The 17,126-nt window shown below is 34.6% G+C and carries 14 protein-coding genes and 1 other RNA gene; 2 read left to right on the top strand and 13 right to left on the bottom strand.

Translation table 11 applies throughout. The annotated features are described in order from the left end of the window. Positions 1 to 334: 334 nt before the first annotated feature. From AN959_RS07420 to AN959_RS20990, 10 genes are all read right to left on the bottom strand, one after another. Positions 335 to 1,834, bottom strand: a complete 1,500-nt coding sequence (locus tag AN959_RS07420) for a carboxypeptidase M32 (protein ID WP_056829536.1) — start codon at positions 1,832 to 1,834, stop codon at positions 335 to 337. 49 nt (positions 1,835 to 1,883) lie between these two features. After that, on the bottom strand, positions 1,884 to 3,785 hold the full coding sequence (locus AN959_RS07415; protein ID WP_056829534.1) for an ATP-dependent DNA helicase: 1,902 nt from the start codon (positions 3,783 to 3,785) through the stop codon (positions 1,884 to 1,886). Between the two features lie 89 nt (positions 3,786 to 3,874). Next, on the bottom strand, positions 3,875 to 5,002 hold the full coding sequence (locus AN959_RS07410; protein WP_056829532.1) for a class I SAM-dependent RNA methyltransferase: 1,128 nt from the start codon (positions 5,000 to 5,002) through the stop codon (positions 3,875 to 3,877). Further along, positions 5,002 to 6,729, bottom strand: a complete 1,728-nt coding sequence (locus AN959_RS07405) for a bifunctional diguanylate cyclase/phosphodiesterase (protein WP_253278889.1) — start codon at positions 6,727 to 6,729, stop codon at positions 5,002 to 5,004. Before AN959_RS07405 ends, AN959_RS07410 begins: the two co-directional genes overlap by 1 nt. Positions 6,730 to 6,872: 143 nt before the next feature. Then, positions 6,873 to 7,260, bottom strand: an RNA gene (gene rnpB / locus AN959_RS20575) — RNase P RNA component class B. Between the two features lie 63 nt (positions 7,261 to 7,323). Beyond that, positions 7,324 to 7,626: a cell division regulator GpsB gene (gene gpsB, locus AN959_RS07400; RefSeq protein WP_056829529.1), complete on the bottom strand. Its 303-nt coding sequence runs from the start codon at positions 7,624 to 7,626 to the stop codon at positions 7,324 to 7,326. 70 nt (positions 7,627 to 7,696) lie between these two features. Beyond that, positions 7,697 to 8,992, bottom strand: a complete 1,296-nt coding sequence (locus tag AN959_RS07395) for a ribonuclease H-like domain-containing protein (protein WP_056829528.1) — start codon at positions 8,990 to 8,992, stop codon at positions 7,697 to 7,699. Continuing rightward, on the bottom strand, positions 8,982 to 11,261 hold the full coding sequence (locus AN959_RS07390; protein WP_056829526.1) for a DEAD/DEAH box helicase: 2,280 nt from the start codon (positions 11,259 to 11,261) through the stop codon (positions 8,982 to 8,984). Before AN959_RS07390 ends, AN959_RS07395 begins: the two co-directional genes overlap by 11 nt. Continuing rightward, on the bottom strand, positions 11,254 to 11,622 hold the full coding sequence (locus tag AN959_RS07385; RefSeq protein ID WP_056829524.1) for a YppE family protein: 369 nt from the start codon (positions 11,620 to 11,622) through the stop codon (positions 11,254 to 11,256). The genes AN959_RS07390 and AN959_RS07385 overlap by 8 nt, the downstream gene beginning before the upstream one ends. 75 nt (positions 11,623 to 11,697) lie before the next feature. Next, positions 11,698 to 11,853 carry a hypothetical protein gene (locus AN959_RS20990; protein ID WP_156350744.1) on the bottom strand — a complete coding sequence of 52 codons (156 nt, stop codon included), beginning with the start codon at positions 11,851 to 11,853 and terminating at the stop codon, positions 11,698 to 11,700. Between the two features lie 194 nt (positions 11,854 to 12,047). On the opposite strand from AN959_RS20990, the gene recU reads away from it, so the two are divergent. Both recU and AN959_RS07375 read left to right on the top strand, forming a co-directional pair. After that, positions 12,048 to 12,647, top strand: coding sequence for a Holliday junction resolvase RecU (recU, locus tag AN959_RS07380; protein WP_053589763.1), 600 nt, complete (start codon positions 12,048 to 12,050; stop codon positions 12,645 to 12,647). A gap of 21 nt (positions 12,648 to 12,668) precedes the next feature. After that, positions 12,669 to 15,302 carry a PBP1A family penicillin-binding protein gene (locus tag AN959_RS07375; RefSeq protein WP_056829521.1) on the top strand — a complete coding sequence of 878 codons (2,634 nt, stop codon included), beginning with the start codon at positions 12,669 to 12,671 and terminating at the stop codon, positions 15,300 to 15,302. A gap of 81 nt (positions 15,303 to 15,383) precedes the next feature. Here AN959_RS07375 and AN959_RS07370 read toward each other — a convergent pair whose 3' ends face one another. From AN959_RS07370 to AN959_RS07360, 3 genes are read right to left on the bottom strand one after another with little or no spacing between them, the layout of a single operon-like run. Further along, the gene (locus AN959_RS07370; RefSeq protein ID WP_056829519.1) at positions 15,384 to 15,686 is read right to left on the bottom strand and encodes a YpoC family protein; all 303 of its coding nucleotides are present in this window, start codon (positions 15,684 to 15,686) and stop codon (positions 15,384 to 15,386) included. Next, positions 15,679 to 16,329: an endonuclease III gene (gene nth, locus AN959_RS07365; RefSeq protein ID WP_053589765.1), complete on the bottom strand. Its 651-nt coding sequence runs from the start codon at positions 16,327 to 16,329 to the stop codon at positions 15,679 to 15,681. Before nth ends, AN959_RS07370 begins: the two co-directional genes overlap by 8 nt. Positions 16,330 to 16,340: 11 nt before the next feature. Further along, the gene (locus tag AN959_RS07360; protein WP_056829517.1) at positions 16,341 to 17,051 is read right to left on the bottom strand and encodes a DnaD domain-containing protein; all 711 of its coding nucleotides are present in this window, start codon (positions 17,049 to 17,051) and stop codon (positions 16,341 to 16,343) included. Positions 17,052 to 17,126: the final 75 nt, after the last annotated feature.

Here is a 17,126-nt window from a genome sequence, read left to right as displayed (position 1 = left end):
TTCTCTTCTGAATACGCTTACATTAAATTCAAAAAATAAACATCATTCCATTATTCGGAATACCGTTCCATTTACAAAATTAGTTTAACATAAGGAATTTTATAAAACAATATGTTTTCTGAAAATTCCTTCTAATGAAAAAGTATGATTTTTGTAACATGACTATTTACTTAAGTTGCTTTTATTATGACTGAACAATAAAAAAAGTATCCAAAACTGTCAGAGTGACAATTGGATACCTAGAAAGTTAAATGTATTTTACTGAAGCGGATGAAAAAACTATAGACAACTCGTTTTTAAGTTTGTCTACAATCTTGTAAAAAGTAGCAGTATTTTATAATTGATAAATTTTAGTATATTTCTCTTCTAAATAATCTGCCAAGTAATTACCATTAAGCCCTTCACCTGTTGCATCTTTTAGTATTTCCAACGGTTTTTTAAGTGCACCGTACTGATGGACATTTTGGGTGAGCCAAGATTTGATAGGAGATAAATCCCCTTGTTCAAATAGTTCGTCAAAATTCGGGATATCCTTTAACATAGCCGCCTTAAACTGTGAAGCATACATATAACCTAAAGCATAGGAAGGGAAATATCCGAAGCTTGCTCCCGCCCAATGAACGTCTTGCAGTATTCCTTCTGCATTAGTAGAAGGTCGTACTCCTAAATATTCATCATATTTCGCGTTCCAGATTTCAGGAAGTTCTTCAACCTTTAAATCTCCATTAAATAGACCTTTCTCGATTTCGTAACGAATCATTATATGAAGTGCATACGTTAGTTCATCTGCTTCAATACGAATAAGGGAGGGCTTGACTTCATTTATTGCACGCAAAAATTCCTCCATCGATACATTTCCGAATTGCTCTGGAGAATAGCTTTGTAACTTTTCATAGTTTTGTTCCCAAAACTTCGGGTTTCTGCCAACAAAGTTTTCATAAAATAGAGACTGTGATTCATGAATTCCCATGGATGCACCACCTGCTAGAGGTGTCCCCGTTAATTCTTCCCCAACATTTTGCTCATAAATGGCATGACCACACTCATGAATAGTACCAAATACAGCAGAACGGAAATCTGATTCATCGTATTTCGTTGTAATTCGGACATCTCCACGATTTAATCCGGTTGCAAATGGATGAACTGTTTCATCTAGTCTCCCCGCTTCAAAATCATAACCAAGTTGTTTTAATACATCTAAACTAAATGACTCCTGCTGCTTTTTATCGAAATGCATATATAAGAAATCTGTTTTCGGTTGATTTGGAGATTCTGAAATTTTCTTTAATAAAGGCACAATACGATTTCTTAAATCTCCAAATACTTTATCTAGTATTTCCGTAGTCATTCCAGGCTCGTATTGATCCAACAATACATTATATGGATTATTGTCTTTTACTCCCCAATAAGTCACAAATCTCTTTAAAGTGTCCACCATTTCTGTCAAATATGGCATGAACATCGCCCAATCGTTTTTGGACTTTGCTTCTTCCCAAACAGATTCGGATTTAGATTGAAGTATAACAAATTTTTTATATTCATCTGCAGGTATTTTTTTACTCAAATCATATTCTTTTTTCACTTCTTCAAACACACGCTTCGTTACAATATTTGCTGAAGAAATTGTAGGTTCTAGTTCATCTAATAATTTCTTCAACTCGTCTGATGTGGAAAGATTAAATACATCTGTTGCAAGTACACCTACAACTTCAGAACGCTGGTCTATTCCTTTTTTCGGTGCCCCTGTGCGCATGTCCCAATATAATACACCTAATGCTTCATTGTACGCACCAATCTTTTTTACATAGTCTAAAAATTGTTGTTCTAACGTCAAAATAAATTCCCCCTTTTTTCCAACTCCACATTATCGTACCATATGACTATTATTGATGAATAGATGTTGGCAAGATTTTAACAAATCGACTTTGTAAATTTGCTTCTTCTGGGTTAAGTAGAATATGAATTTCTCCGTAATCGTTAGATGTTCTAATAAGTCTTCCGATGCCTTGTTGCAATCTTAGTAGCATAAATGGTAAATCAACTTCTTCAAATGGTTCGTTTGAAAAATTACGTTTTGCGTCAAACAAAGGATCTGCTGGTGGGAACGGCAAATCTACAATAATAACTCTTGTTAAAGCTTTTTCAGGTAAATCAAGACCTTCCCATAAGTGGTAAGAGCATAATGTTGAGAAGTTACCTTCTTGAAACTCCTTCACTATTGTGGAAAGCTCTCTCTCCCCTTCAAAAACAATATCTTTAGTTAAAGGGATAGAATTTCGAAATTGGTCCATTGCTGCTTTTGATTTAAATAAAATTAATGTTTGTTGCTTATCTTCCAATAATTTAGCCACATGTTTAGCTTTGTCTTCTTGTTGTAGTTTTGTTACATTGATTTTCATCACTTCATCATAGTCAAATGGGGAAGCTACTGAGAACGATTGGTATTTTTCAACACCTAGTGAATCCGCTATATACGTAAAATCTTTTTCAATAGAAAGTGTGGCGGAAGAAAATACGATTGGCATTTTAGAAGTAAACAGTTTTTCATTTAAAATATCTGTTACTAAACGCGGCATAATAATCAACGTTTCATGGCCATCAATAATTTCAAGCCACTCTACTCCATCCCCTTTTTCCGTGAACAAACGTAAAGAATAAACATACTGCTCTAAAAATTCTTCCACCATACGCAGCTCGTATTCAGGGATTGTAAATAACTCTGACTCAAAGACGAATTCTTCGAGTAGATCATCCGTTAAACTAATAGCTTTCTTGCATGTTTGAATAAGTAAATCTGATTTATTGATCGTCATTCGGTCTGAATCTCTGGCGATGCTATTTTTTCGAATTAAACCAAAAATCTCATCATGAGTTTCTTGTAGTTGCTCCATTAAATATAATGTTTTCTCTCTAATTCCATCTACCATGATTCTTTCTAATAAACGAACTAATGTCTCACTCTGTATTTCATACGTAAGCGCTTTTTGTGCAGCAAATTCTAATAGATGTCCCTCATCCAATACAATCATTGATACTTCTGGCAATAAAGGAAGCTGTCCCTCACGAACTCTCGATTCTTTTGTCCAAATATGTTCCATTAAAAATTCATGAGAACATATAAGCAAATCTGCCGATTCTCTATAATTTTGACGATGAATAGTTTGACCACAACGATTACGCAAATCACAAACCATACACTGCTGAGTCGGATGAAAATTTACTTTTTGCCAATCTTCATCACTTACCCCAGAAAATTGGCTTCTTTCTCCATAGGGAAATATTTTCTGAAGAGAGGAATGACCATAAACAAAATCCGGAATTAGATCCTCTATTTCCTCTATGAAATAATCATTATCTAAATCTTTTTGAGCATCCTCTAATCGTTTTAAACAAAGATATTGATTTCTTGATTTTGCTAGACGTACATCAATCTTAATATCTAAATAATTTTGCAGTTTAAAAATATCGCCTGCTTCTTTAACTAATTGTTCAATTAACGTTTCATCTGCACATGCGATTAAAGCAGGTTTTCCCGTATATCTTGCATAAGAAATTGCAGGTAACAAATAAGCAATAGTCTTCCCTGTACCTACTCCCGCCTCGGCAAATAGCACATTTTTTTCTTTTAGAGCTTTTTCAATTTGATAAGCCATAAATATTTGTTCATCACGGCACTCAAAACCTTTTTCTGGTAATTCATCGTATAATACATCTCCCATCCAATCACCTAATGATTCGAAGAAAGAGCGGTCCTTGGATAATTGAAATGGTAAAGCTTTTTTCATATATGAACTCCTCCAAAATAAAATAAGAACGGAAAGGAGTTCCTCCCTTCCGTCAAACTAATTTTTAATCTACACAAATAATCCTCTACTTAAGAACGTTTACCCCAAAATTGGTAATAATCTGTTCGAATAAATCCGTTAAATAATTTACGTTTTTTTGTTGCACGTTTACCATACAATTGTTCAAAGTTTTCCATGGATGAAAGCATATAAACAGACCAGGTAGGATACTTTTCCATTAAATATCCTAAATCGCTAATTGCTTTCTCAATTACTTCAACTTCTCCAATTCTCTCCCCGTACGGAGGGTTACCAATCATAACGCCGTCTGTAACCGTAGTGGAAAAGTCACTAGCTTGCATTTGTTTAAATGTTATAATGTCTCCAAAACCAGACTCAAAAGAATTCTGTTCCGCTACTTGAATCATTTTATGATCGATATCAGAACCTATAATTTGAAGCTCTTGATCATATCTCGCAAGATCTTCCGCTTCATTTCGTACATCATCCCATATAGTTTTAGAAATCCACGACCACGATTCACTATGGAAATCACGATTAAAGCCTGGAGCTATATTTTGTCCAATCATAGCAGCTTCAATCGGAATTGTTCCAGAACCACAAAACGGATCAACAAATGGGCGATCTGGATTCCATTTAGAAATTTTCACTAGTGCAGCAGCAAGAGTTTCTTTTAATGGAGCTTCTCCTTGTTCTTGACGATAACCGCGTTTATGCAGACCAACACCACTAGTATCAATTGTGATCGTTGCTATATCTTTTAAAATACTAATTTCAATTTTATATGTTGCTCCTGATTCATCTAGAAATCCTATGCGCTTATACGCTAGCTTAAGACGCTCTACAATTGCTTTTTTTACAATAGCTTGACAGTCTGGAACACTAAAGAGAGTAGACTTAACTGATTTTCCTTGTACAGGAAATGCAGCATCTACTGTTAAAAACTTTTCCCATTGAATTGCTTTTGTTTTTTCAAAAAGCTCGTCAAATGTTTTAGCTGGAAATTGTGCGACTACAATTTTCACACGATCTGCAACACGCAACCAAATATTTGCTTTGGCGATTGCTCTTTCATCACCTTCGAAATAAATTTTTCCATTTTCAGTAGTTGTTTCATAACCTAGTGCCTTTACTTCATCTGCTACAATCGATTCTAACCCCATTGCGGATGTTGCTACTAATTTAAATTTTGTCATTATACATTCCTTTCTTGCTTATGAATTTCCCATAATTCGATGAAATCCAAAAGCTCTGAGCTTGGAATTGGCCTGCTATAATAATATCCTTGGATGATATCACAATCCATTTCCTTTAAAAGCTTAACTTGATCTTTCGTTTCTACACCTTCAGCTACTACTTTTATATGTAAACGGTGGGCCATCATTATAATACAATCTACGATGGCTTGTTTATCTTTTAAAGAGGTAATTTGTTGAACAAAACTACTGTCTATCTTCAAAAAATTTAGTGGAAAACGATTTAGATAACTTAAAGAAGAATAACCTGTTCCAAAGTCATCAATAGAAATTTTGAAGCCCATATTTTTTAGTTTGATTAATTTGTTGACTATATCTTTCGCGTCTTTCATAACCGTCCGTTCTGTCAACTCTAATTCTAATTGGCTTGGACTACAATTATATTGCACAAGAATTGCATTTATTCTTTCCATAAAATCATCTTGTTGGAAATGTAATGATGCAATATTAATTGAAATTGGCAAGTGGAGAATCCCTTTACTTCTCCAATCCATTATATCTAGGCATACTTTTTCCAGTATCAATTCACTTAATGGAATAATTAAACCAGTATCCTCTGCGAAAGGAATAAATTCTCCTGGTGAAACGTTGCCTAACTTATCATTTTCCCATCTAACAAGTGCTTCAACACCTATAATTTCTTGGTTACCAACTGATATTTTAGGTTGATAATAAATATGGAATTCTTTTGTTTGAATGGCTTTTCTAAGTTCTGCTTCTAAAAGAAGTAACCGTTTAGAATCTTTTTTTAACTCCTCGAAATAGAAAGCATATTGATTTCGTCCATTCTGTTTAGCAAAATACATTGCTTTATCCGCTTTATGAATAAGTTTTTCTGCATCTATACCATCTTGCGGAAAAATACTAATTCCTATACTTGAAGTGATATATATTTCGTTTCCATCGATATAAAAGGGTTTGTTTAAAGATTTAATAATTTCTTTAGCCTGATAAGCTGCTTCTTTTTGATGGTGAATATCATTTAAAGTCAGTAAAAACTCATCTCCACCATATCGAGCAAATATATTTTTCTCTTTTACGATTAATTTAATACGATTGGCAACTTCTGTTAATATTAAATCTCCAACATCATTTCCTACTGTCTCATTGATATGTTTAAAACGATCTAAATCAATAAAAAGTAATGCATGTTTATGTTTAGGTGATTGAGGAAAACTAATTAATTCATTTAATGATTCTTTAAACGTCGATCTATTAGCTAAATTCGTTAATTGATCCGTAAGGGTCAACTCTTCTAACTCTCTTTCTATTACTTTTTTACGAGATATATCTGAAAAAACTCCAAAATAATTGGTAACCTCTCCAGCGCTATTCACTATACTTGCAATTGATAATAGTTCTGGATAAATTTCACCACTTTTTCTTTTATTCCAGATTTCCCCCCGCCAAACACCTTTCGTATTAAGTTCATTCCACATATTTTTATAGAACGAAGCATCTTGCATACCAGATTGTAAAATACGAGGATTTTTACCTCGAACATCATCCATCGAATACCCTGTAACCAATTCAAAAGCAGCATTTACAAGAGAAATGTGCATTTGTCCATCGGTAATCATTATACCTTCAGTTGTAGAATGAAATACTTCCTCTACTAATTTATTTGGGTATAAATAAAATTGTTCAGGTTGTTGTTTTTTCTTCACAATCAAATACCTGCCTTTGTTTACGCTACAAAGTAATAATCAAAAATTTTTACTCCATAATTTTATGAAAAAGGTTATGTAAGATAAGAAAAGCTCTCCTCGAATGGAGAGCTTGTTTATATTATTATTTAGCCACTCATACACTCAATAAGCCATGTTTTGTCTCTACGGTACTCAAACGGTGCTTTACCTCGTACTGTGTAGATGGCAATCATCTATCTACAGAATAACTTCTGTTCTTCTATCCGTTCATTTCCTTCAAGAAGATGCCCCTACCATAATTTGGGTTTCTCACTCGTGGGGTTTACCTCGTTCCACCTGTATAGTTTCCTATACAGCTACGTCACTGTGGCACTTTCAGAGATTGTCAGCCATATCCTAAAAAGGACTTAGGCCTTCATCCCGCCGTCAGCTAAAAATAGCTGCCTTAGTTTATTTTTTCACTAAGCACGAACACTACATTCATCTCAGAATTGTGTGAGCATGGACTTTCCTCTACAATGTCTAGCATTGCAGCGATTGCCCGAATATATAAGTGGTATTCATAGTATACACGAAACTTGTCGACATTTCAACGCATTGAAATTAATATAATTATTCGTATAATTTACTTCCAAATACATGTTTCTCTAAATGTGAAAGTCGTTTCAAAATATCAAAATTCGTTGCACCAGTAGGTGGTGGTGGTGGTGCTTGCTGAGTTCTTTTCGGAGCCTCTGCCAATTCTTCTCTTAATTGCTTATTTTCTAATTGAAGTTGGGAAATTTTCTTTTCAAAAGCCTCGTAATCTTGAATAATATCATCTAAGAATACGTCAACTTCCTCTTGGTTGTACCCTCTTAAGCCTGTTTTAAATTCTTTTTCTAATATATCTGATGGTTTAAACTTCAATTCCATAGTACATCTTCCTTCCATCTACATTTCGCTAAACGTATTATAGCATAATGATGTCGAATAATGGAGTAATTTAAGGCATTTGTACGCGCTTTTTGTTATGTTGTGCGCTTGCCCGGGAAATAATTATTTTCCGGCTTATTCTTTCTCTTCTTTTAACTAGTTCTTTTTCGATACGTAACTTTGTTTGTGTGGAAATACTATCGCTTAAAGAATCCATATATGCCGCGCTTTTTAAGGTCATTTTTAGCGCTGACTCAAAATCTCTTTGTTGATGCTCATACAATTTAGCTAATTCTATATAAACTTTTAAACGATATTTCCCGCTTATTTCCTTTAAAGATTCCTCAAAAGCTTGGATACTCTCGATAAAAAGCTTTTTGCGTTTCAAATGTAAGCCTAAGAACATATAGGCAATGCAAGCTTCCTCTTTTGGGAAATGATCCACGACAAATTTAAACCAGTCAAAGCTAACTTCGTTTGTTTTCAAATCCTGAAACCATTTTCCGATATTTGTATACGTCACAGAAGATTCAGCTACCTCATCTTTTTTGGTCATTAAATCCACTGTAATTATATATAGCGTTACCAAAGATAAAATATCCCATTCATTATGTTTTAAAACTTTCATCAAATTAACTGGACTACCTGTCTTTACCGCGTCAAAATAAATAATGGGAGCAAGATGACCTGGAATATCTCCGTTTCTATTAAAACCTAACTTTTGTTCTTCGATTTGCTTTAGTTTAAATCTTTCTAAATCACCTTTCCATATTCGTTTGGAAGTATGCATCAAGTCAATATGATCATGCTGTTTTAATTTTGGAAGAAAATTTCTATTCATTGTCCATCTTGTAATTAGTTGTGGCAAATCAAAGCTTTTTCCGTTATAAGTAATAATTGTTTGTGTGTCTTTCCAGAAATCCGAAGCATATAAAAATGCGGTTTCTTGACTTGGATCTGCAAGTACAAATTGTTTCAATAAAAAACCATCATTCGTTTTCGTTAATATTCCATTAAGAAATATAAGTACTCCTGTCCCCTTCAAACCAGTTGTTTCTGTATCATAAAAGGAAAAGCTATTATTTGAAGAAAGTGTTAATGGATGTTCTGGATAGTTATTCTGCATAAATTTGATCGCTTGATTTAATTTACTCAATGCAATGTTTCCATGTATATGCTCATTTGAGTAGAAAGATTCTTTTACAAATAAAAAACCATGTTCGTTCTGAATTAGTTTAAGTCCGTGCTGAATCCATTTCTCTGTATAAAAAGGAAGCTGATAAGTAGAAACTTCCTTTTTAATTTGTTCGCTCGAATTCTTTTTTACGAGCCCTTTCATTTGTAATAACTTTTTTTCATAGGACATTTTCTTTTACCTGCAAAAAATGGAATAGTCTTAATACTTCTTTTTTCAAATTCAATTCAGCATCTTGGGCTCCGATACAAGCAGGACAACCATTACTACAAGAACAGCTTGCTACTTGCTCTGTTACTTTAGGAACTAATTCATTCCATAAATCAAACATCCTTTCTGATAATCCGATACCACCTGGATAACTATCATAAATATAAAAAGTTGGTTTTTCCATATTAGTTGATTTCACTTGTGGTACGACATGAATATCTTTAGAATCACAATGAATGAATAATGGAATAAATGCATGAAGCGCATAAGCTGCTCCAGTCATTGCATCTGATAGTAGAGTATCCGTCCAATCATCTGGTTTTTCAAAGCTAAACCATGTAGAGGAAGTATGCAATTCTATTGGAGGTAAGTGAATCTTACCGGATCCAATGTTGTCGTGAGTATCAAACTTAATTTTTTTAAAGATAGTTGGTTGCGCTAATACAATGATGTCGCCAAATAACAGTGTTCCAACATTGGCTTCTTTTTCCTTATCCTCACTCAATACTTTTAACTCTACCGCAATGTTAGCATCTGTGAAATAATCAACGTCTACCTCTCTGACAAATGCTTTTTTCTCTTCCCAGTCCAGTATTTCTACTTGAAATTGAGTTCCTTGATGTAAATATATCGCTTCCTCATGCAGTAAAGTCATCGCACTATATTGATCCATTTCACCAATCACTCTCGTTTTTGTTGGTATAGATTGGTCAATAATAATAACATTTTCTTGAGAAGCAGAACGTAAACTTACATTGCTCGCTGGAAAACTTTCAGACATCCAATGCCATTTCTCAGCTGTTTTTAATAAAACGCCTTCCTCCTCCAAAAATTCAAGTAACTCTTGAATTGAAAATTCGCCGTATGAATCCATCGTTGAAAATGGCAACTCAAATGCTGCACATTTCAAATGATCCATTAAAATTATCATGTTATCAGGATGAATACGTACTTCTTCTGGAGATTGACCTAAAAAGTAAGAAGGATGGTTCACCACGTATTGATCAAGTGCAGTGGATTGAGCAACGTATATAATTAGAGCCTCATCCTGCCTTCTTCCTGCTCTTCCTGCCTGTTGCCATGCACTTGCGATATTGCCAGGGTATCCTGTCATTATACATGCTTGTAATTGACCAATATCTACCCCTAACTCTAATGCATTAGTGCTTACTACAGTTCTAATTAATCCGTCTCTTAAGCCTTTTTCAATTGTTCTTCTTTCAGAAGGTAAATAACCTCCTCTATAACCGCGAATTGTTTGGTCATTTATTTTTTTGCTAACTAGCCCTTGTAAATAAGTTACGAGCATTTCGACTCGAACTCTACTTTTTGCAAAAACAATTGTTTGAATCCCATTCACATATAATTCCTGTGCTAAATCTCTAACTTCTAATATTGCACTTCTTCTCACATTAAATACTGGATGAATAATTGGTGGATTGTAAAACACAAAATGTTTCTTACCTGCAGGGGCACCATTTTCATCGATTAATGTATGCGAAGCATTTGTTAAAGATTCCGCAAGCTCTTTTGGATTTTTAATCGTAGCAGATGTACAAATAAACTGCGGATGACTTCCATAAAACGCACAAATTCTCTTTAACCTTCGTATAACATGTGCAACATGACTACCGAAAACACCCTTATATGTATGGATTTCATCTATAACTATAAATTTTAAGTTCTCGAAAAGAGATACCCATTTAGTGTGATGTGGGAGAATTCCAGAATGAAGCATATCAGGATTTGTTAATACTATATGACCTGACTTTCTAATTTTCTGTCTTATACCAGGTTCTGTGTCTCCATCATATGTATAACTTAAAATTTCCTCTTCACTCTCTTGAATTAGTGCGTTTAAATCGCTTTTTTGGTCCTGGGCTAATGCTTTTGTCGGAAACAAGTAAATGGCTCGCGAGGTTGGATCGTCTAATATCGACTGAAGAACTGGTAGGTGATAGCAAAGTGATTTTCCTGAGGCAGTAGGAGTGATTGTAGTATATGACTTACCAGACATCGCAGTATCAAAAGCTTGTCTTTGATGAATATACAATTGATTTACTCCACGACTGACTAATGCTTTTTGTAAAGAAGGATGCATTTGATCGGGAAATGGTGCATATTTTGCTTGTTTCTCTTCAGTTGTATGAACATGCACTATGCGTGAATTTCTATTTCCATCTAACTTCCAATCATCTAGTAATTGTTGAACGCTCTTTCGTTTATGCATGTTCATCCCCCACTTCCTTGATAGCTTGAATAATTGTTTCCAATGTATATTTTGATGAATGAATTGACTTTAGAAACCTTTTTTTACTCGTACCTTTATAGTACGATTGCACAATAAATTGCTTCATGGACTCAAGTAAAGAGTCAACCTGACTAGGATGGACATACTTAGGTCTCTTTTCTTGAATCCATTTTCGGACTAGTTGTTCCCATTCTTGCAAAAGCTCATCTATTTGATATGCATGTGGTTTTACATCTTGAAAAAAATCAGGATCTTTATCTTCTTTACGATAAGTTTCAAAACGGACGATACAATCATCACATTCTTTCAATAAATGTTTACTAAGATTTAATAGTGACAAAGTTATCCCTCACATTCTAGTAATAGTTTATCAAATAACAAAACTTTTTACTAGTTCTAGGCGAACGTATATTCTTTATAATTTTTTTTCCATTTTTTCAATTTTCGCTAGCAAATGAAAAGAGGACTGACTAAAGTTTTCCTCGAATTTATCTTGTTCATCGTGTAGTCGACTTTCGAGTAAATACTCAAGTAACTCAAGTTGGTCAATTAATCGTTCAATTTTATTCATAATAATTCCTCCTTTTTAGAGTATGTTCCTTGTTTTTCTATAAATACCTTCCCTCTCGACAAACGTTCTTTACAACAGACAAAACTAGTGTGCACTCGACAAAGTAAACTCGCTGTAACAGAAATGAAACTAAATATGAATAGTATTCGTCTAAGTAACTTGTGATAAACTAATAGCATAAAGAGGTGATCTGCTTGGCTATTCATTATCCAAATGGAAGAGTGTATACTCCCAAAAAAGAACCGTTAAAAATTAAGAAAAAGGATTATTCTTTTAGTAATAGGGGTAAGACGTTAGAGGATGAGTTAAATGATGCAAACGAATACTACCTTTTAAGTGGTCTAGCTGTCATATATAAAAAACCAATCCCTATTCAGGTCGTTAAAGTAGAATATCCTAGTCGAAGTAGTGCAGTGATTAGAGAAGCGTATTATCGAACACCTTCTACTACAGACTTTAACGGTGTGTACCAAGGTAAATATATTGACTTTGAAGCAAAAGAAACGGAAAATAGAACAGCGTTTCCCTTGAAAAATGTACACGAACATCAAGTAAATCATATGAGAAAAGTAACTAAACAAAATGGCGTATGTTTTTTACTTGTACGTTTCTCGGCATTTGATCGGTATTTTTATTTGCCTTTTGAACAATTAGAGCTTTTTTGGGAAAGAATGCAAACAGGTGGAAGAAAATCTATTGCTTTTAGTGAATTTGAAGAGCATGCAATAGAGATTATTCCCAAATATGCACCAAGGATTGATTATTTAAAAATAGTTGATAACTTGAACGTATAAAGTGAAAGTGAGGAGACGTTTATGAGTGAGCAAAAAAGAACTCGTGAACAAAGAAGAAAAGAATTACAACAAAAAAAACAACCGAAGAAACCTATAAAACTATGGATAAAACGTATTTTTGTTACTGTACTAGCTTTAGGTATTGTAGGACTTATAGCAGGAGGATCCCTATTCGCTTATTACGCAAGCACTGCTCCAGAATTAGACGAAAAATCTTTAAAAGATCCTATTAGTCCAAAACTTTTAGATGCAAACGGAGAAGTATTTGCTACAGTTGGTTCGGAAAGTAGAGAACATGTTCCCTACGATCAAATACCCCAACAAATGGAAGATGCTATTTTAGCGACGGAAGATGTTCGGTTTTATGATCATATGGGAGTCGATTTCCTACGTTTAGGGAAAGCGGTTTTAGCAAACTTCACAAGCGGTTTTGGTTCTCAAGGTGCCAGTACTTTAACACAACAAGTGATTAAAAACTCGTTTTTAACAAATGAAAAAACATTAAAACGAAAAGCACAAGAGGCCTATCTTGCTATTCAACTAGAACGCAAGTATGAAAAAGAAGAGATATTTGAAATGTACTTTAATAAAATTTTAATGTCTGGAAGAATATATGGATTTGGAACAGCATCCAAATATTTCTATGGTAAGGAATTAAAGGACTTAACTTTAGATCAATACGCAGTACTTGCAGGAATGCCACAAAGTCCGAATAATTATAATCCATTCAAAAATCCTGAGCTTGCTGAAAAAAGACGAAACATTGTACTTCATTTAATGAATTTACATGGCAAAATTACAGAAGAAGAAATGAAAACAGCACAAGCAGTACCTATAGAGGAAGGTTTATTACCTGAAGAGCAACGTGTAGCAAGACAAGATTCTAAATATGATGCGTTTATTGATATTGTATTGGATGAATTAGAAAAAAATGGTGATGGGGATGCAATCTCCGAAGGTATTACTATTCATACAACTTTACAACCTGAAGCACAACAGACTGTAGAATCTACGCTTAACTCTGATATGTTCCCTTCAGAAAAAATCCAATCAGCTATTGCAGTTATTGATACAAAGACAGGTGCAATCGCTGCAGTTGGTGGTGGTAGAAATTATGGAGCAGAACGAGGATTTAACTTTGCACAAGATATGAATGTTCGCTCTCCCGGTTCTACTATCAAACCTTTAATCGACTATGGTCCAGCAGTAGAGTATTTAAATTGGTCAACTGGTCAGACAATCGTTGATGAAAAAATCAAATACACTGGTACGGATCAAGTTGTTCGAAACTTTGATGGGAAATATAAAGGTGAAATGACAATGCGCGAAGCACTTTATAATTCTCGAAATGTACCTGCTGTTAAAACACTACAAGAGGTTGGCACAAAAAATGCGAAAGAGTTTATTAATCGTTTCGGAATAGATTTAGGAGACGTAACTGAAAGTAGTGCGATTGGTGGTACATCTAAAGCCATGTCCCCTATTCAAATGGCTGGAGCATACGCAGCATTTGGAAATAGCGGTATGCATACTGAACCATATGCGATAAATAAAATTGTTTACCGAGATGGCAAAACAGAAAAAAATTATCGTCCTGAATCTAAACCTGTCATGAAGGATTCTACAGCTTATATAGTGACAGATATCCTAAGAGATGTGATGACGATAGGTACTGGTAAACGTGCAGCAGTGAGTGGATTAGATATCGCTGGAAAATCTGGTACATCCAACTATGACGCAAATCAAATGAAGGAATGGAATTTACCGGATAGCGCATTTCCTGATGTGTGGTTTGCTGGATATACTACAAATTACTCTATTGCTGTTTGGTCTGGTTATCCTGAATTAAAAACTCCAATGACTACAAACGAGGAGCGTTATTTGCCACAGCATATTTTTAAAGAAGTAATGGCTAATATTTCAGATGGAACAAATACAGAGCGCTTCAAGAAACCAAGTTCAGTAGTAGAAGCGACAATCGAGGTGGGAACTGATCCGTTACAATTAGCAAGCGATTATACACCTGACAATTTAAAATCCACCGAACTGTTTGTTAAAGGAACTGAACCTACTACTGTATCGGAAGAATATAAGCAACTTGAGTTAGATGCTCCTTCTAATTTATCCGTGGATTATGATGAGATAACTTCAACTGCAACATTATCATGGGATTTCAAAAAACCAGAAGAAATGGAAACAGATGTACAATTTGAAGTTTCCGTTGCTATCGATAATGGACCAAGTGAAGTTCTACAAACAACAAATCAACAGGGATTAATCGTTCAAAGTTTGATACCTGGTAGTACTTATGTATTTTCGGTTACTGCAGTTTCAGATGAAATTCGAAGTGAACCAGCTTCTATCTCTCTGACACTCGATGCCGTAGAAGAAGTAAATCCAGAAGATAACCCTTCAGACGATATTGATGAAAATGAAGGTAATGAGAATGGTAACGGCAATGGTAACAATAATGGAAATGGTAATGGCCAGGGTAATGGCCAGGGCAACGGCACTGGCACTGGCGATGGAAATTCTAATGGTGAGGATGGAACTAATACTGGAGATGACGGTACAAATACAACACCTGATGATGGTCAGGAAGAAACGAATCCTGATGGTACCACATCTGGAGAGGATTCCAGTACAACTCCATAAAACAAAAAAACGAGTTATCCTAGATGGATAACTCGTTTTTTATTTGTAAATATTAAAAACTTCCCAATATGTCATCTTCTACTATTTATCATTCATGATTCTTTTCACTGCAATTTTCTTTTTCGCTTCTTTAAACAACTCATCAAGTTGACGATACGCAGTATAATTTGAACTATTCTTTTGAATAAATTCAAAGCGTTCGGTAAAATTGATTAAATTTACTCCATCAGCAACCTTAATAATATCTTTCAATAGCTGTATCCCATGCTCCATGATGATTTTTCTTGAATCATCATTTTCTTTAAAAAGCTGGACCAAACTATCTTTTAACAGGTCCCATTCTTCAAATTTACTCCGAAAATCGAAAGAATTATCTTTAGACAATTTTACTCATCCTCTTTTTCCCTTCTCGACAAACTGCCAATAAGGGGCATTCTGGGCAATTTGGATTTTGTGCTTTACAATGATAGCGCCCAAAGAATATTAGTTGATGATGTGCTTTTGACCATAGCTCCATCGGAGTTTTCTTCATTAATGTCTCTTCTACTTGCAAGACAGTATCTTTCCATCTACATAAACCTAAGCGTTTTGTTACACGTTCTACATGTGTATCCACCGCAATTGCTGGAATGTCAAAGGCTACTGAAACAACAACATTTGCGGTTTTGCGACCTACACCCGGAAAAGTAGTCAATAGGTCTCTATTAGCAGGGACTTCGCCACCGTATAATTCTATCAATTGTTTACTTAATGCTTGTATATTTTTCGCCTTATTACGATATAGACCAATTGATCGAATATCTGATTGAAGTTCTTCAATAGAAACCATTAAATAATCTTCAGGCTTTTTATATTTTTGAAATAAAGTTTTTGTCACTTTATTTACTAAAACATCCGTACATTGTGCAGACAATAATGTAGCAACAAGGAGTTCAAATGGATTTTCATGAACGAGCTCACAATGAGCATCAGGGAACATTCGCTCCATCTCGTCTAGGCAATAATGCCATTGTGCTTTCGTAAGCAATTTTCCCCCTCCTACTCTCTTTCTTCTAACCAATTATAAAAAGATACTTTTGTAGAACTAGAAATTTGTTCAACTTGTTTTGGAACAGGTATTTGTTGTCTGAAATTAGACGACTCTTTTTCTGCAGCTTCTACTGTCTTAATATTTTTCTTTTTCCATTCAAATAAAATACGATCTATATAGCGTAAGCTAAGCTTTTGGGCAAGTACTGCCTCTTTAAGTGCTAAACGAATAAGTGAAGGAGAATGTTGATCCTGGTCAAACCACATGCCTATTGTTTCATATTCCATGGGTGATAACAGTCTGCCAAATTCTTGCTCGAATAACTTATAAATATTGCCTTCCTCCACTTTCACTTGTTGATCTTCTTCCTTGTTCTGTTCGTGCTCTGCATAATCCAAAAGTAAGTTCCAGAGACACTGAAAATCATAATATTCATTACGAACACCTTGTTCATCAATTTGCTGTTCAATTTGAACAAAACCTTTTTGCAAAAGTCGTTGTAAAATACTTACTACTTTATTTTCATCAAAATACGTCTTGTCCACTAGATTTTGGGGAGTTGGAAAATGGTTTCCAGCCTCACCATAAGCAATTAAATGAAGAAGAATGATAGCTTCTTCATCTTTCACATCAATCATCTTGTAGTAGCTAAAAAAAAGCTGGGAAATGGTTACATTTCCCTGCTCTGTCCAAATACGGAGTCGATCTCGCTTTTGCATACTCGTCTCCCTTTCTTTTTGATCCAACCGTGATGCCTTGTCCCTTTAAGTAAGAAAATATAGCGGTTGTTTTAT

It is taken from the genome of Psychrobacillus sp. FJAT-21963 (genome assembly GCF_001420585.1).
Lineage (GTDB): Bacteria > Bacillota > Bacilli > Bacillales_A > Planococcaceae > Psychrobacillus.
This window is presented reverse-complemented; position numbering and strand designations above follow the sequence as displayed.

What these genes read in the sequence shown, in the direction of transcription:
- AN959_RS07415 (WP_056829534.1), bottom strand. Translation starts at nt 3,785, where the DNA reads ATGAAAAAAGCTTTACCATTTCAATTATCCAAGGACCGCTCTTTCTTC.
- AN959_RS07410 (WP_056829532.1), bottom strand. Translation starts at nt 5,002, where the DNA reads ATGACAAAATTTAAATTAGTAGCAACATCCGCAATGGGGTTAGAATCG.
- gpsB (WP_056829529.1), bottom strand. Translation starts at nt 7,626, where the DNA reads ATGGAATTGAAGTTTAAACCATCAGATATATTAGAAAAAGAATTTAAA.
- AN959_RS07395 (WP_056829528.1), bottom strand. Translation starts at nt 8,992, where the DNA reads ATGTCCTATGAAAAAAAGTTATTACAAATGAAAGGGCTCGTAAAAAAG.
- AN959_RS07390 (WP_056829526.1), bottom strand. Translation starts at nt 11,261, where the DNA reads ATGCATAAACGAAAGAGCGTTCAACAATTACTAGATGATTGGAAGTTA.
- AN959_RS20990 (WP_156350744.1), bottom strand. Translation starts at nt 11,853, where the DNA reads ATGAATAAAATTGAACGATTAATTGACCAACTTGAGTTACTTGAGTAT.
- AN959_RS07375 (WP_056829521.1), top strand. Translation starts at nt 12,669, where the DNA reads ATGAGTGAGCAAAAAAGAACTCGTGAACAAAGAAGAAAAGAATTACAA.
- AN959_RS07360 (WP_056829517.1), bottom strand. Translation starts at nt 17,051, where the DNA reads ATGCAAAAGCGAGATCGACTCCGTATTTGGACAGAGCAGGGAAATGTA.